Source organism: Flagellimonas aquimarina (assembly GCF_003149745.1).
GTDB classification, from domain to species: Bacteria; Bacteroidota; Bacteroidia; order Flavobacteriales; family Flavobacteriaceae; genus Flagellimonas; species Flagellimonas aquimarina.
Genome location: NZ_QGEG01000002.1, coordinates 857,724 through 873,908, shown reverse-complemented (window position 1 = coordinate 873,908; position 16,185 = coordinate 857,724). Strand labels below are relative to the sequence as shown.

The window sequence follows — 16,185 nt, the reverse complement described above, 5'->3', positions numbered from 1 at the left end:
TCATGAGACAATATTTTTCTACTTCAACATCTAAATTACTAAAGCAAACAAACCATAAGGAGTTAAGCCTTATTGCTAGCTCTTTTCTATATTTTTTCTGTTTGCTATGTTCCTATTTCATTTTAAGACCTTTACGGGACGAGATGGGTATTGTAAATGGCGCCATAAACATGCAATGGCTGTTCACTGGAACATTTGTTGCCATGCTATGCATTGTACCAATATTCAGTCTCCTGGTATCCAGAAATTCAATAAAAAAGGTGCTTCTTTTTTCATATTCGTTCTTTATCGGAAATGTTTTGCTGTTTTATCTGCTTTTTGAAGTTTTTGGCATTTCAAAAATCATTGCCGTTTCGTTTTTTATCTGGCTAAGTGTCTTTAACCTATTCGTAGTTTCTTTGTTTTGGAGTTTTATGGCAGATGTATTCTCCAGCAAATCATCTAAACGATTTTTTGGAATAATTGCATCAGGAGGAAGTTTGGGCGCCCTAACCGGACCAATAATTGCAAATCATTTAAGTTCAAGATTCTCCATAAGCATACTTTTATTAGTTGCCGCCCTGTTTTTGACAATTGCTCTTCTATGTATTCTTGGTATTCTTAAATTGTCCAGTAAGAAAAAGCATTTTAACACCTTTGTTCAGCCAAAACCCGTCAATGCTGCAAGACTATTTGAAGCTGTTCAAAATATTGCAAAATCGCCATATTTATTGGGCATTGTTGCTTTTGTTGTCCTATATACCTCTATTTCTACTGTTCTTTATTTTGAACAGGCCCATATTGTAGAAGAAGCGCTAACCAAGAGCGCGGCCAGAATACGTTATTTTTCAAGTATTGATTTTAAGGTAAACGCAATAGCGATTATAGGACAATTCTTTTTTACCGGAAGTATTATAAAAAGGTCTGGATTGTCCATGGTTCTGGCTTCCATTCCATTTATCATGGGCATAGGGTTGGTTGTACTGGGGCTATATTCATCATTGAGTGTAATTGCTATGCTGATGGTCATACACAGAGCGGGAAATTTTATGCTGTTACGTCCCAGCAAAGAAATTCTATTTACAGTTTCGTCTTTTGAGGATAAGTACAAAGCCAAAAACTTTATAGATACTGCAATTTACCGTGGAGGGGATGCCCTGGTAGGTTGGCTTTTTGCCGGATTAATCGCAATTGGATGGGGATTGGGCGCCATTGCATTCTTGGCCATACCCATTTCCTTTTTGTGGAGCTTTATAGGGTATCGATTAGGAAAACAGCAACTAGAGAAGGAGAATGTATTAACTTTAAACAACAAGATATGAAGACAATGTATAATCGTAGGGAAGCTCTAAAAATATCCTTATTGGCAGGAATTGGACTTTCATTCCAATCTTTTGCAAACCACTTGAAAACAAACGATAAAATCCTTACCAGAACTATTCCATCTACTGGTGAGGTATTACCTGCTATTGGCCTTGGCACATGGCAAACTTTTGATGTTGGAAACTCTTCTGCACAACGTAAAGTTTTAAGTCAGGTACTCAATGAAATGTACCGCTTTGGTGGTACTGTAATTGATTCCTCCCCTATGTACGGTAGTTCTGAAAAAGTGGTAGGTGATTTAACAAGTGAACTGGGTTTTAAGAATGAACTGTTTTATGCTACCAAAGTTTGGACATCTGGCAAACAAGTTGGGATACGACAAATGGAAGCTTCCATGCGAAAAATGCAGCGAACAAAAATGGATTTAATTCAGATTCATAACCTAACGGATTGGAAAACCCATGTAAAAACTTTAAAAGACTGGAAAGAACAAAGAAAGATACGTTATTGGGGCATTACACATTATGTGGACTCATCCCATAGCTCATTGGAAGAAATTATTAAGTCTGAAAGACCGGATTTTGTTCAATTCAACTACTCCATCCGGTCAAGGCATGCGGAGAATTCATTATTTGAAACGGCCAGAAAATACAATACCGCAACAATCATAAACCAACCTTATGAAAGTGGTTCGTTATTTAGGTTGGTAAGAGGAAAAGAACTTCCCCAATGGGCCAAAGAATACAATATCAATAGCTGGGGGCAGTACTTTCTAAAATTCATTCTATCAAATGAAAATGTGACCTGTGTAATTCCAGGCACCTCAAAACCACACCATATGATGGACAATATGGGTGCAGGCCTTGGCCAAATACCCGATGGTGGTATTAGAAAAAAAATGCTTTCGCACCTTAAAACACTCTAGTTTAAGTTAAAAAGGCGCCAAAGGAAATTTTACAGCGCCATACCTTCCCAACCAAATACCGCCGATAAGAGACAGGTTCAATCCTGTTTCAAACCATAGCGGACCATGCCATGGATCGCAAATTCCCGCAAAAGACATTTTGGCAACAATAAAAAGTGAAATAAAAAAGTGAGGTAAAAAATTATCTTTAACCACTATTAATGTTGAAATAAATCCGGCCAAAATAGCAGAAGTAAACAGTGACATGCTCCCAAGAACAAGTTCTTGGGATGAAGAATTGCAAAAACTGAGGTTATCAAATAAAATATCTTTTGAAATTGTGGTGTAAAGCATCAAAGACAGTCCGCCAATGATTGTTGCCATCACCGTGAGAAAAACTCGCGTACGGGAATTCATTCGTAAAAAGGTGTTTTTTGATTGTTGTTTGTTTCTTGATTTGGACAGAAATTAGGAATATCATCTCAACATTGCCTTCCCTTTAACACCGTTTTACGTTAAACTTTCTTAAATATAAACTGAAGGACTGTTCTTCACCTCACGGATGGAAAATGAACTTTGCGTGCTACCTATGTTGTTTATAGCCGTAAGTTTTGTAACCATAAACTCTCTGTAATTTTTCATGTTCTTCACACTTACCTTTAATATATAGTCATAGTCACCACTTACATGAAAACATTCTGAAACCTCCGCTAGTTTTAGAATTTCTCGCTCAAACCGAAGAACATTTTCCTTGGTATGCTGCACCAATTTAATATGGCACAACACGGTAAAATCGCGTTCTACCTTTTCTTTGTCCACCAAAGCCACATAGTTGGTAATGACCCCTGTGCGTTCAAGTCGTCGTATTCTCTCATAAACCGCTGTTTTGGATAATTGTAGATTATCCGCATATTCCTTTGTGGTTTTTTTACAATCCTCTTGCAATAATTTTACAAGTTGCCTATCCTTTTCATCCAGTTCCATGCTGACTATTTTTCGGTAAAAACCTTATTGTTTCATCAAAAATAGAATAAAAATCTATAATTATTTAAATTATAAGTTTAAAATCTAATTATTACTATTATAGTTGACTTTTGTTCTTCATACAAGTACTTTTACTTAAAAAGTATTCACATGGACTACAAAGCATCAGATAACATTCAGGACTTGCAATATTTTGGAGAATTTGGTGGGGTCAACCCTTCCATTTCCGACTCATCAACCTATACCTTCCTTTCAGCAAAAACAATGTTCGATACTTTTGAAGGAAATACCGAGGGCTGCTATTTGTACAGCAGGCACTCCTCCCCTTCTAACCTATATTTAGGTGAGGCCCTGGCACAATTAGAAGGAACAGAGTCTGCAAATGTATATGCAAGCGGTATGGGCGCCATCAGCTCTGTAATTATGCAATTGTGCAACGCAAATGATCACATTGTATGCAGTAGGACCATCTACGGAGGAACCTATGCGTTTCTGAAAAACTTTTTGAACAAATTCAATATTTCTACCTCCTTCATTGATATTACGAATTTGGAAATTGTTGAAAAGTCCATTACATCAAAAACAAAAATGATCTATTGCGAAGCCGTAAGTAATCCGTTACTGGAAGTAGCGGATATTAAGTCGCTTTCAAGGTTGGCAAAAAAGCATGGAATTCCATTGGTGGTGGACAATACCTTTTCGCCATTGAATATAAACGCAGCCAAACTGGGCGCAGACATTGTTGTCCACAGTCTTACCAAATTCATAAATGGAAGTAGCGACTGTGTAGCTGGCGCGGTTTGTGCCTCCACGGATTTCTGCCTTAGCTTAAAAGATGTGAATGACGGTGCGGGAATGTTACTGGGAAGCACACTTGATAGTCTTAGGGCCGCTTCAATATTAAAAAATATGAGGACTTTACATGTCCGAATTAAAAAGCACAGTGAAAATGCGCATTACCTAGCAACAGCGTTTGAAAAAGATGGTCTAAAAGCAGTATACCCCGGCCTTGAAAGTCACCCTGGGCATGACACCATGAAAGAACAGATGAATGCAGAATATGGTTTTGGAGGGTTAATGACTTTGGATGTGGGTTCTCTAGAAAACGCCAACGCTCTAATGGAGTTAATGCAAGAAGAGAAATTGGGATACTTGGCCGTAAGTCTTGGTTTTTACAAAACACTTTTTAGCGCTCCGGGCACATCCACATCTTCAGAAATTCCTATGGAAGAGCAGGAAGAGCTGGGATTATCTCAAGGACTTATTCGTTTTTCAATAGGTTTGGACAATGACATTCACAAGACATATTTGGCAATGCGTTCGTGTATGGAGAAATTGGATATCCTACCAAGAAAAGCAGTTCTGGTTTAGAAAGGTTAAAAGTACTTGTTTGGAGAACAGACTTCAAAATCGTAATATTACCTTTTACCAAACTGCAATTAATGTCTGAAAAGAAGAAGAAAGCCAAGTATCGCGAAGACGAAAATATCATTGAAAATAGAGAACTGAATATTTGGGAAGCCCTTATCCCTGTTTTTGCCTTGGTGGGCATGTTGGCATACAACGTATATGTTTTTGGGGACGATGCACTTAGTGGTTCTAATCAATTTATTCTATTATTAGGAGGTGCCGTTGCTGCTATTGTTGGTTTTTTCAACAAGGTCTCTTACAAGCAAATGATCTCTGAAGTAGCGGAAAATGTAAAATCCACTACTGGAGCACTACTCATTTTATTAATGGTTGGAGCACTTTCGGGAACATGGTTGGTAAGTGGTATTATCCCTGCCATGATTTATTATGGCCTGCAAGTATTAAATCCAACTATTTTCTTGGCAGCATGTGTAATTATTTGTGCAATTATTTCCATTGCAACAGGGAGCAGCTGGACAACCTCTGCCACTGTTGGTATTGCGTTGATAGGCATTGGGGATGCATTAGGCATTTCTTTGGGTATGACAGCTGGAGCTGTATTGTCCGGTGCTTATTTTGGAGATAAAATGTCGCCATTAAGTGATACCACTAATTTGGCACCTGCGATGGCAGGTGGTGATTTATTCTCCCATATCCGATATATGACATGGACAACAATACCAACTATCAGTATCACCTTTTTGGTTTTCATTATTTTGGGGTTCACGATAGACTCTTCTGGAGTTGCGGATACAGATGCTATATTAAAAAACATAGGTGCAACTTTCAACATCAACGGCTGGCTTTTTATAGTGCCTTTGGTTGTTATTTTTTTAATTGTAAAAAAAGCGCCACCGCTACTAGCTTTGTTAATAGGAACGCTTTTGGGAGGAGTATTTGCCTTAATTTTTCAACCAGAAATTGTAACTACTATAGGTGGCGGTACAACTCTAAATTTTGAATCTGCATATAAGGGTATTTTAAATGCCATAACCGTGGATACCAATATTGCAACTGATGATCCCGCATTGAATGAGTTATTTTCATCTGGGGGTATGTCCGGAATGCTGGGTACTATTTGGTTAATTGTTTGCGCCATGGTTTTTGGCGGTATTATGGACGGTATAGGAGCCTTAGAACGCATTACCAAATCGCTTCTTAGCATGGCAAAAACAACCTTTGGGTTATTTGCAAGTACAGTAGGAAGTTGCCTAGCATTGAACGTTACAGCATCCGATCAGTATTTAGCACTTGTCGTCCCTGGAAAAATGTTTTCAAAAGCATACAAAGAAAGAGGATTGGCTCCAGAAAACCTTAGTAGAACCTTGGAAGACTCTGGAACGGTAACTTCTGTATTAATTCCATGGAATACCTGCGGTGCTTACCATAGTGGGGTATTGGGTGTAGGTGTGGGTGAATACTTTTTCTATGCCATCTTTAACTGGCTAAGCCCTTTCATGACCCTGTTGTTTGCTGCTTTCAGAATTAAAATAAAGCAACTGGTTACCCCGGTAAGTGCATAGTATGGTCTATAAATTCTGGTTAAATATTTTGCCATAATCACGCTAATAAGCGTTTATATTTTTACCTTCACACCAACAAAAATTTCTATAAAATGGCGTCAATAACATTAGGAGGAAATCCTGCCAGCACGGTCGGTGAACTTCCATCAATAAATACAACTGCACCAAGCTTTAAGCTTACAAAATCAGACCTATCTGAGGTTTCACTATCAGATTACAACGGGCATAAACTTGTATTAAATATTTTTCCAAGTGTGGATACGGGTACCTGTGCAAAATCGGTCCGTCAATTTAACGAGGAGGCTGCAAAACTTGAAAACACAAAAGTCTTGTGCATTTCTAAAGATTTGCCTTTTGCCCAAGCTCGCTTTTGTGGTGCAGAAGGAATTGAAAATGTAGAGATGCTTTCGGACTATAAAACAGGAGGTTTTGGAAAGGAATATGGTATTGCTTTCGCCGATAGTGCATTTGAAACATTACTGTCCAGATGCGTGGTTGTAATAGGTCAGGATGGAAAAATAGTACACACAGAACAAGTAGCTGAAACGGCGGACGAACCAAACTACAAGGCTGCGATAGATGCACTCATGAATGCCTAAGGAATCTTTTTTTAAAAATAGAATAAGAAGCGTGGGGTATGCCATGAAGGGCATGTTCCTTCTTTTGCGTACCGAGGCCAGCATCAAGATTCAGTTTGTAATTGCGTTGATAGTCACTGGCGCTGGTTTCTATTATAATATTTCGGGTACAGAATGGATGATTCAGTTGATTGCCATTGGCATGGTAATGGGAATAGAAAGTCTAAACACTGCTATTGAAAAAATATCCGATTTTGTGCAGCCAGAAAATGACCCCAAAATAGGCTTCATAAAAGATATCTCCGCTGGCGCCGTTATGATAGTATCTATTTTGGCTAGCATTGTAGGACTTCTAATTTATGTGCCAAAATTGGTATAAGTAACGTCTAGGAGCATCTTTAGCATCGTAAATTTGTAAATTAGCCCCCATATTAAAAAGATTAATGGCAAAAAAGAGGACAAAATCCAAACCTACATCCGCCAAAAAAGGTTTTTCATTAAAACTCTCAAAGCAAAATAAAATTATTCTGGGAAGTCTTTTGATCGTTCTCAGTATAGCTTTGTTCTTCTCTTTCATGTCCTACTATTTTACATGGCAAGAAGATCAAAGCATGCTTTCCGAGTTCAAGGACAGAAACGCCGAAGCAAGTAACTTGCTAAATAAGTTTGGTGCTGGAATAAGCCATTTTTTTATGTACAAAGGCTTTGGTCTTGCATCATTTGCTTTTCCTTTGTTATTGGCAATTACAGGATTGTATCTTTTTCTTGGATTGGATAGCAAAGGACTTATAGGAAAATGGATTTGGGGACTGGTTGGGACTATTTGGATTTCGGTAAGCCTTGGTTTTTTTGCTGTTGAATTACCCCTTCTAGGTGGTTTGATAGGTTATGAAATGAACGATTTCCTTCAAGACTATACAGGGAAAATAGGAGTGTTTTTGTTGCTATTGTTCGTTTTGATCATCATATTGGTGCAATTGTTCAATTTCTCTCCCGAAGGTATTGCCAACTTCTTTCGCACCCAAAAGCAAAGTATTAAGTCTGATTTTAAAAAGTCAAAGTCAAAAACTCCTGTTTCAGAAGAAGGAAGTATCGAATTAAGTATGGATACGGATACGCCCGTTGTTGTGGACACTTATACCCACAAAGAAGATATTCCACCTTTGAATAAAGAAGCTGGATTGGATGTCAACCTTCCAGAAGAGGAAGATTTGGGCATCGCTTTGAAAGTTGAAAAAGTTACCGAAGAAAAGGAAGAGAAAGATATCAAGGCTGAAAAATTGGTCAAAGATTACGGTGAATTTGATCCAAAGCTGGAATTGGGAAATTACAAGTTCCCGCCATTAGATCTGCTGGATCCTCATGGAGCTTCTGGTGGAATTACCATTAACCAAGAAGAGCTGGAGGAAAACAAAAACAGGATTGTTAGTACCCTCAAAAATTACAAAATTGGTATCGCTCAAATAAAAGCGACAATTGGTCCAACAGTCACGCTTTATGAGATAGTCCCTGAGGCCGGTGTTAGAATATCCAAGATCAAAAACCTTGAAGATGACATTGCACTTTCGTTAGCGGCTTTGGGCATTAGGATCATAGCTCCCATTCCAGGTAAGGGCACTATTGGTATTGAGGTTCCCAATAAGAACGCAACAATCGTTTCCATGAGATCGGTGATTGCTTCAAACAAATTTCAAAAGGCAGAAATGGAACTTCCCATTGCTTTTGGGAAAACAATTAGCAACGAAACCTTTGTAGTTGATCTGGCCAAAATGCCGCACATGCTCATGGCAGGTGCCACTGGCCAGGGTAAATCCGTTGGGTTGAACGCTGTGATCACTTCACTACTTTACAAAAAGCACCCTGCCGAGGTCAAGTTTATTCTTGTAGACCCCAAAAAAGTGGAATTAACGCTTTACAATAAAATTGAACGTCATTTCTTGGCTAAACTTCCAGATTCTGATGAGGCAATTATCACGGACAATAACAAAGTAATCAACACCTTAAATTCCCTTTGTATAGAGATGGATAACAGGTATGAATTGCTCAAATTGGCAATGGTGCGCAACATTAAGGAATATAATGTAAAGTTTAAATCAAGAAAATTAAATCCTAATGATGGGCACAAGTTCCTTCCATACATTGTTTTAGTAATTGATGAATTTGCAGATTTGATAATGACGGCAGGTAAAGAAGTGGAAACCCCTATCGCCAGATTGGCGCAATTGGCCAGAGCAATAGGTATTCATTTAATCATTGCCACCCAAAGACCTTCGGTAAATGTAATTACCGGTATTATAAAAGCCAACTTCCCAGCTAGGATTGCATTTAGGGTTACTTCAAAAATAGATTCAAGAACAATTTTGGACGCTCAAGGGGCGGATCAACTCATTGGTCGCGGAGATATGCTATATACTCAAGGTAATGATGTTACCCGACTTCAATGTGCTTTTGTGGACACTCCGGAAGTCAGTAAGATTACAGAATATATTGGCTCCCAACGTGCTTATCCAGATGCCCATCTGCTTCCAGAATATGTAGGTGAGGATTCTGGCACGGGGATTGATTATGATATTACGGATAGAGATGCCATGTTCCGAGATGCTGCGGAAGTCATTGTGACTGCACAACAAGGTTCAGCTTCTCTTATTCAACGAAAACTAAAATTAGGATATAATAGAGCTGGTAGAATTATTGACCAATTGGAAGCGGCCGGAATAGTAGGGCCTTTTGAAGGCAGCAAGGCAAGGCAAGTATTGGTCCCGGATATTTATTCTTTAGAACAACTTTTACAAAACGAAAAAAAGTAAATCATGTTTAAAAAACAACTTCTTTTTATAGGAATCATGACTTTTGGTCTTTTGTCATATGGACAAAACTCATCCAAAGCAAAAACGCTATTGGATGATGTTTACACTAAGGCAATGAGCTATGACAATATTTATATAGACTTTAAGTCAACTTTGGAAAATACCGAGGCAAATCTAAAACAAGAAACCAATGGGAATGTGACCATAAGCGGCAATAAATACATGCTTGATTATTTAGGTGCGCAGCAATTAAATGACGGAAAAAAAGTATATACCATTGTACCTGAAAACGAGGAAGTTACCATTGAAGACATCAATGAGGACAACAATATTGTCACCCCATCAAAAATGCTGACTTTCTATAGAACCGGGCATAATTATGAATGGGACATACTTCAAAATGTTGGTGGCAGAAAAATTCAATATGTAAAATTGACCCCAATCGACTCAAACACTGAAATCAAATCTATTTTATTGGGAGTGGATGTTCAGACCAAACATATTTATAAGCTGATACAAACAGGTGAGAACAGCACTAAAACATCCATCACCGTTAATTCTTTCAAAACAAATCAGTCACTTTCAAATACCCTTTTTACCTTTAACGAGAAAAAATACGAAGACAAAGGTTACTATATCATAAGAAACTAAGGCATTGAAAATACTAGACCAGTATATTTTAACTCGATTTCTCTATAACTTTTTTAGCGCTTTCTTTATCCTGATCGTTATTTTCATCTTTCAGGGAATTTGGCTCTTTATAGATGATTTAGCGGGTAAAGGTCTGGGCATTGTCATTATTGGTAAATTTCTTTTCTACTTCATTCCAACCCTAGTGGACAAGGTATTGCCATTAACCGTTTTATTGGCTTCAATACTAACGTTTGGCACCTTTGCGGAGAACTATGAATTTGCTGCCATGAAAGCTTCGGGGATATCTCTGCAAAGAGGCATGCGAAGTCTTATCGTATACGTCATTCTTTTGGGAGGGGTTACCTTCTTCTTTGCTAATACGGTTATTCCAAAATCTGAACAAAAAATGTTCAACCTTAGGCGGAATATTGCCAAAGTAAAACCAGCTGCTGCAATTACAGAGGGTATTTTTAGTGATTTTGAAGGTACTGGTGAAGGAATGAACATAAAAGTTGACAAAAAGTACGGGGAACAGGACCGTTTTTTAGATAATGTGATTATCCATAAAAAAACCAAACAAAGTTTAAACAACACGGTCATAAAAGCAAAAGAAGGAGAATTAATAAGTAGTGAAGAATCCAACATAATTCAATTGGTTCTAAAAGACGGACATTATTACGAAGAACTGAAGCCAAAAGCCGTCAAGGCTAGAAAGAAACATCCGTTTGCAAAATCTAAATTTGAAACCTATACCATAAATATAGATATCTCTGAACTAAACAATCAAGATTTAGAAGAAGACAGAAACATTACAACGGATAAGATGAAGAATGTTAGCCGTTTAATTAAAGATATCGACTCTTTAGGGAAAAACAATCTAGAGAAAGTCGAAGCTTTTTCTAAAAACATTGTCAACCGTATGGGCGCTTTTCCAGAGAATAAGGTAAAAGACAGTACGCGCATAAAAAAGGAACTTATAGAATTGGTGGCAAAAGACACCATCAATGCTAAAAAGATTGCCAACGATACCATTAAAACAGTTGATGAACTATTGACAAGCCTTCCCGAATGGCAGCGCATGCAAATTGTAAACAATGCCAAAACTACCGTATCCAGCATTCTTACCACCGTAGTCACCAAAAAGGAGGAATTACAGAAAAGATTTAAATTTTATAACAGTCACATATTGTCCTTACACAAAAAATACGCCCTTGCGTTTTCTTGCATCATTCTTTTCTTTGTGGGAGCACCTCTTGGGGCTATTATTAGAAAAGGTGGTCTTGGCTTGCCCATGGTCGTTGCTATTATCTTATTTTTGACCTATTACTTTATTGGGGTATTTGCCAGCAACTATGCCAAAGAAGGAAATATCAACAACGTTTTGGGCGCTTGGTTGCCAACATTGATCATGCTTCCGCTCGGAATCTCTTTAACCAGAAGGGCCACTGCAGATAAAGGCCTAATAGGATTTGGACATATTTTGGACGGGATAAAAAACCTGTTCAAAAAGAAAAAAGCTTCTAAAGAATAATGGTCACCGAAAAAAAGAAAATAGAACTTAATGCCATTGAGGATGCCATTGAAGACATTAGACAGGGCAAAGTCATTATCGTTGTAGATGATGAGAACAGAGAAAATGAAGGAGATTTTTTGGCGGCAGCTGAAATGGTTACTCCAGAAACCATAAACTTCATGGCAAAACATGGCCGTGGCCTCATCTGTACACCGCTCACGGAGGGAAGATGTGAGGAACTTGGGCTCCACAAGATGGTTACCCACAATTCTGACCCGTTGGAAACCGCTTTTACCGTTTCTGTTGACCTTAGAGGGAATGGAGTTACCACTGGTATTTCTGCTGCTGACCGAGCCAAAACAGTCATAGCGCTTACAGAAAAAAGCACTAAACCTCATGAATTGGCAAGACCTGGACATATTTTTCCATTAATTGCAAAAGAGGGTGGTGTTCTCAGAAGAACAGGGCATACCGAAGCGGCTATAGATTTTGCTAGATTGGCAGATCTTAAACCGGCTGGTGTGATCGTTGAAATCATGAACGAAGACGGTAGTATGGCACGCCTGCCAGAACTCATGAAGGTTGCCAAAAAGTTTGACCTAAAGATTGTTTCCATTGAAGACTTGATTGCTTACCGAATGGAACACGACAGTCTTATAGAGCGCAAGGAAGCCTTTGACATAAAAACAAGATTTGGAGATTTCCGACTACGTGCTTATAAGCAGACTACTAACGACCAGGTCCATATTGCTTTGGTTCGTGGCACATGGAAAAGTGGTGAGCCCATCTTAACACGTATAAATTCCACGTTGGTCAACAATGACATCTTAGGTACCTTGACCAATAACCCTGATGAAGCATTGAGCAAAATGTTTGATGCCTTAAATGGGGAGGAAAAAAGCGCGATGATTTTTATTAATCAAGGGAATCAAAATATGAACATATTGGGTCGTTTGGCAGAGTTTAAAAAAATACAGTCCCCCGAAGGTGTAACAAAAGCCCCTAAAATTGATATGGACACCAAAGATTTTGGTATTGGTGCGCAAATTCTGCACGATTTGAATATTTCAAAAATTAGATTGCTCACCAATTCAGGAAAGACAAGACGCGTAGGTATGGTCGGTTATGGTTTAGAGATTGTTGAATATGTAAATTACTAGACCAGCACTATACCAATTCCTTGATCACAGCTACCATTTTTTCTGCCCGTTGTTGAACTTCATCTTCCGTCCAACTTAGCTTAATTAAGCATGAAATGGTTCGACCTATCCAATGGTCCGAATTTGAAAAATCAGCATTTGCATAATCTGGAAGCGCATCCACAACTTCTTTTGGGAGTTTCCCCAAGGATTTTAAATTGGTCAAATGCCCCCACTTTCTGTAATAATGCCAATTGTTGTCATACCAATAAAAACAAGCATCCACTCCAGATGTACCTAAACCTTGATGTACTTTCCTCGTGATTTCCTCAGTGGGAAGAAAAAAGTTAAGGAACGAATAGTTTTCCTCTCCGCCTTCTGGCACTCTTCTAAAGGTAACTTCTGAAATATTGGACAATGCCGCTCTTAAAATGGTATAGTTCCGCTGCTGAATAGCTAAAAACTCATTCAACCTAGAAACCTGTGCCAATCCCACTGCAGCATTCAATTCTGAAATTCTAAAGTTATATCCTAAAAATGGGTGGTGCTCCGCTCCCCTATCATTTCCCAAGTGGTCATGACCATGATCAGAATATTTATGGGCATTTTCATAGTACAATTCATTGTTGGTAATCAACGCTCCTCCCTCACCACAGGTAATGGTCTTTACATAATCAAAAGAAAAACAACCCAGATCACCTATGCCGCCCAAGGGCTTGCCCTTATAACTGCCTCCAATGGCCTGGCATGCATCTTCCAACAACAATATGCCATGTTTATTACAAATAGCTTGTAATGCTCCCAAATCTGCCATAGAACCACACATATGTACAGGCATAATAACCTTGGTGCGTTCTGTAATTGCCTTTTCCACGGCTTTGGGGTCTAGGGTGAGTGTATCATCCACATCTACCAGAATTGGTACAGCCCCTATGGCCAAAATAGATTCAAAACTGGCTACAAATGTAAACGTTGGCATTATTACTTCATCCCCTGCTCCAACTCCTGCACTTGCCAGTGCAACTGTTAAGGCCGCCGTACCACTGCTTAACAGATGTACATGCTTTCCTTGCATTCTCTCGGACAAAGCAGCTTCCAGTTCATTTGCTTTCCAATGTCCTTGACGGTTACCATCAAATCCATAGCGCATTAACACCCCAGAATCAAGCACATCCTGCACTTGCTTCCGCTCATTATCTCCAAAAAGTTCAAATCCTGGCATACGTTTAATTTAAATATCTAGTCGTTAAGTAAAGAACCATAGTTTAATGGCCATTATGACCACCATCACTACCAAAAATGTCTTTATAAATCCATCTCCTTTTTTAACCGAGAATCGGCTGGCCACCCAAGCGCCCGTTCCATTTCCAATGGCCAAAATAAAGCCAAGTTTCCAATTTACCTTATCATTAAATGCAAATACTGCCAAGGCGGATAGCATGTAGATAAAAACCACAGCTACTTTTGTGGCATTGACCCTTACCAAATTCATTCGGTTCACAAAATGCATAAACAAGATCATTAAAAAGCCTAGGCCTGCATTGATAAACCCCCCATAAATCCCAAAGAAGAAGAAAACCACAATACTGAGCCATAAATATTTTCCCGTAAGGCGCTCCTGCATTTCAACAAGCTTCATTTTGGGTTTAAAAATGATAATCAACACTACGGCCATCATTACAATGGCAAGAATGCGATTAAAAGTTTCGCCATCTACATCTACTGCGATCCTAGCGCCTATAATAGACCCTAAAAAAGCTGAAATGCCCAGATAAACATTAAATGGATAGGTAGAGACTCCTTTGCTTTTAAACCCGGCAGTGGCCATTGCAGTCTGAATAACTATGGCTACCCTATTGGTACCATTGGCGACACTTGGAGGCAACCCTAAGAAAATCAATGTAGGCAAAGAAAGCAAAGAACCTCCACCTGCAACCGTATTTATAAAACCTACCGCAAAGCCCACAATAATTAAAAGGGCATAATGGTACCATTGATCCATGGGGGCAAAAGTAGTGGGTAAAATTGGAATGTTTAGCCCGAAAAAAATAAACTAAGAAGGTTTTTATTCTAATAAAAAAGGTTAGTATATTTGCACCCGCATTAGGAGAAATGGCAGAGTGGTCGAATGCGGCAGTCTTGAAAACTGTTGAGGGTCACACCTCCGGGGGTTCGAATCCCTCTTTCTCCGCAAAGAAAAGCCCCTATTTAAGGGGCTTTTTTGTTTTGGTTCACGATCAAGTTGGGACTACTAGCTTGGATAAGATAAATAATCCATTTGTTGATTTTGAAATATGAAGTAAAAAACAACGCTGATCATTGGTTTTATTCCTATTTTGGGTGTATATAGATGTATTTTACATCCATATAAACAAGTTAGGTACAATGTAATGTTCCAAAAACTCTTCAAATACATTACACCGCTGAGAATAATTGGAGTTTGGTTATCCATCTTAGCTATTCAGAATTACATCAATTCTGAAAGATTGACTGAACAAGGATATGAACCAGGACTTGGAGGACTAGGATTTATGGTTCTAGGAGGATTAGCAATTCTCGCATTTGCACTTGACCTAATACTATCTTGGACTTTAAACCAAAAATGGAACTGGTTGACACAAATAATTTTGATTTTAATCTTTGTTGTAGCTATTTACAAAATATAAATAACAACTGTACCTAACAATGGCTATAATTCATTGCTTCCCCCGACCATAACCTGAATATTCTTACTTTTATACGGCTGGATTTTCCGCAACGAAATCATAGCCGAGCCGTTAGGGTACATTACAAAAATGACTAAACAAATATTGCTTCTCTTAATTTTAACTCAATTGATTTCTTGTCATAATTGTGATTTTGAAATAGACAAAAATTTGATTGAAGATTTTAATAGTTATGAAAAAGGACAAATAATTTACTTTGAAAGTAACCAAGCGGACCTGGACACAATAGAAATTTCAGGAACTGCCTCCTATGAAGTTTGTCACTCATTAACGGTGCAGGACTATAAAATATCTGATATTAGAATTGAACACTTACCAAAAAACAAATGGAAATCAAGCTCGCCAAAATGGGCCAATGATAAAAGGAAGATAACTGACAACAACCAATCTATTCTAAATGTAGATATGCGATTTGAATCGGATGGACCGAAATACACAAAATGGATTGAATTTCGAGACTTTGCCGGCGAAATTAAGGTTAAAAATTCGATAGAAGAGATAATCGACACAATTTTGATGGACTCAAAACAGGCGGAGATTACACAGGTGTATTGGTCGAATAAAAATGGACTGGTTGGTTACAAAAAATTTGACGGACAGGTGTATAGAATAAAAAACGTACCCTAACAATGGCTATAATTCATTGTGGTTTTGTGCCACACCAAA

Annotated in this window: 16 protein-coding genes and 1 tRNA gene; 13 read left to right on the top strand and 4 right to left on the bottom strand. The window is 38.4% G+C overall.

All coding sequences use genetic code 11. The features are described from left to right. The first annotated feature begins 2 nt into the window (after positions 1-2). Positions 3-1,301: an NTP/NDP exchange transporter gene (locus DKG77_RS10825; RefSeq protein WP_109662892.1), complete on the top strand. Its 1,299-nt coding sequence runs from the start codon at positions 3-5 to the stop codon at positions 1,299-1,301. After that, positions 1,298-2,227 carry an aldo/keto reductase gene (locus tag DKG77_RS10820; RefSeq protein WP_109662890.1) on the top strand — a complete coding sequence of 310 codons (930 nt, stop codon included), beginning with the start codon at positions 1,298-1,300 and terminating at the stop codon, positions 2,225-2,227. Before DKG77_RS10825 ends, DKG77_RS10820 begins: the two co-directional genes overlap by 4 nt. Positions 2,228-2,233: 6 nt before the next feature. Here the strand turns inward: DKG77_RS10820 and DKG77_RS10815 are convergent, their stop codons facing one another. Both DKG77_RS10815 and DKG77_RS10810 read right to left on the bottom strand, forming a co-directional pair. Continuing rightward, positions 2,234-2,623 carry a hypothetical protein gene (locus tag DKG77_RS10815; RefSeq protein ID WP_133248450.1) on the bottom strand — a complete coding sequence of 130 codons (390 nt, stop codon included), beginning with the start codon at positions 2,621-2,623 and terminating at the stop codon, positions 2,234-2,236. Positions 2,624-2,731: 108 nt separating this feature from the next. Next, entirely contained in the window at positions 2,732-3,190 is a 459-nt protein-coding gene (locus DKG77_RS10810) for an Lrp/AsnC family transcriptional regulator (RefSeq protein WP_109662886.1), read from the bottom strand. A 150-nt stretch (positions 3,191-3,340) separates the two neighbouring features. Between DKG77_RS10810 and DKG77_RS10805 the strand changes: the two genes are divergently transcribed. The 8 genes from DKG77_RS10805 to ribB all read left to right on the top strand — a co-directional run bounded on the left by DKG77_RS10805 (position 3,341) and on the right by ribB (position 12,814). Beyond that, complete coding sequence (locus tag DKG77_RS10805; RefSeq protein ID WP_109662885.1) at positions 3,341-4,561, top strand: aminotransferase class I/II-fold pyridoxal phosphate-dependent enzyme; 1,221 nt, start codon at positions 3,341-3,343, stop codon at positions 4,559-4,561. Between the two features lie 71 nt (positions 4,562-4,632). After that, positions 4,633-6,123 (top strand): Na+/H+ antiporter NhaC, encoded by a 1,491-nt coding sequence (nhaC, locus tag DKG77_RS10800; protein WP_109663748.1) that lies wholly within the window; start codon positions 4,633-4,635, stop codon positions 6,121-6,123. A gap of 92 nt (positions 6,124-6,215) precedes the next feature. Next, positions 6,216-6,722, top strand: coding sequence for a thiol peroxidase (tpx, locus tag DKG77_RS10795; protein WP_109662883.1), 507 nt, complete (start codon positions 6,216-6,218; stop codon positions 6,720-6,722). Continuing rightward, positions 6,715-7,080: a diacylglycerol kinase gene (locus DKG77_RS10790; RefSeq protein WP_109662881.1), complete on the top strand. Its 366-nt coding sequence runs from the start codon at positions 6,715-6,717 to the stop codon at positions 7,078-7,080. The genes tpx and DKG77_RS10790 overlap by 8 nt, the downstream gene beginning before the upstream one ends. A gap of 64 nt (positions 7,081-7,144) precedes the next feature. Beyond that, positions 7,145-9,508, top strand: coding sequence for an FtsK/SpoIIIE family DNA translocase (locus DKG77_RS10785; protein WP_109662879.1), 2,364 nt, complete (start codon positions 7,145-7,147; stop codon positions 9,506-9,508). Between the two features lie 3 nt (positions 9,509-9,511). Further along, complete coding sequence (lolA1, locus tag DKG77_RS10780; protein WP_109662877.1) at positions 9,512-10,159, top strand: outer membrane lipoprotein periplasmic chaperone LolA1; 648 nt, start codon at positions 9,512-9,514, stop codon at positions 10,157-10,159. A gap of 4 nt (positions 10,160-10,163) precedes the next feature. Further along, positions 10,164-11,672, top strand: coding sequence for an LptF/LptG family permease (locus DKG77_RS10775; protein WP_109662875.1), 1,509 nt, complete (start codon positions 10,164-10,166; stop codon positions 11,670-11,672). Then, complete coding sequence (gene ribB / locus DKG77_RS10770) at positions 11,672-12,814, top strand: 3,4-dihydroxy-2-butanone-4-phosphate synthase (RefSeq protein ID WP_109662873.1); 1,143 nt, start codon at positions 11,672-11,674, stop codon at positions 12,812-12,814. Before DKG77_RS10775 ends, ribB begins: the two co-directional genes overlap by 1 nt. Positions 12,815-12,821: 7 nt before the next feature. Here the strand turns inward: ribB and DKG77_RS10765 are convergent, their stop codons facing one another. Together DKG77_RS10765 and DKG77_RS10760 are read right to left on the bottom strand one after the other, a co-directional pair. After that, on the bottom strand, positions 12,822-14,015 hold the full coding sequence (locus DKG77_RS10765) for a DegT/DnrJ/EryC1/StrS family aminotransferase (RefSeq protein WP_109662871.1): 1,194 nt from the start codon (positions 14,013-14,015) through the stop codon (positions 12,822-12,824). Between the two features lie 24 nt (positions 14,016-14,039). After that, a complete protein-coding gene (locus tag DKG77_RS10760) occupies positions 14,040-14,795 on the bottom strand; it encodes a sulfite exporter TauE/SafE family protein (protein ID WP_109662869.1) in 756 nt (251 codons plus the stop codon). 104 nt (positions 14,796-14,899) lie between these two features. Here DKG77_RS10760 and DKG77_RS10755 point away from each other — a divergent pair. The 3 genes from DKG77_RS10755 (at position 14,900) to DKG77_RS10745 (ending at position 16,146) form a co-directional block, all read left to right on the top strand. Then, a tRNA-Ser gene (locus DKG77_RS10755) sits at positions 14,900-14,984 on the top strand. Positions 14,985-15,183: 199 nt separating this feature from the next. Then, positions 15,184-15,459, top strand: coding sequence for a hypothetical protein (locus DKG77_RS10750; protein WP_109662868.1), 276 nt, complete (start codon positions 15,184-15,186; stop codon positions 15,457-15,459). 129 nt (positions 15,460-15,588) lie between these two features. Beyond that, entirely contained in the window at positions 15,589-16,146 is a 558-nt protein-coding gene (locus DKG77_RS10745; protein WP_109662866.1) for a hypothetical protein, read from the top strand. Positions 16,147-16,185: the final 39 nt, after the last annotated feature.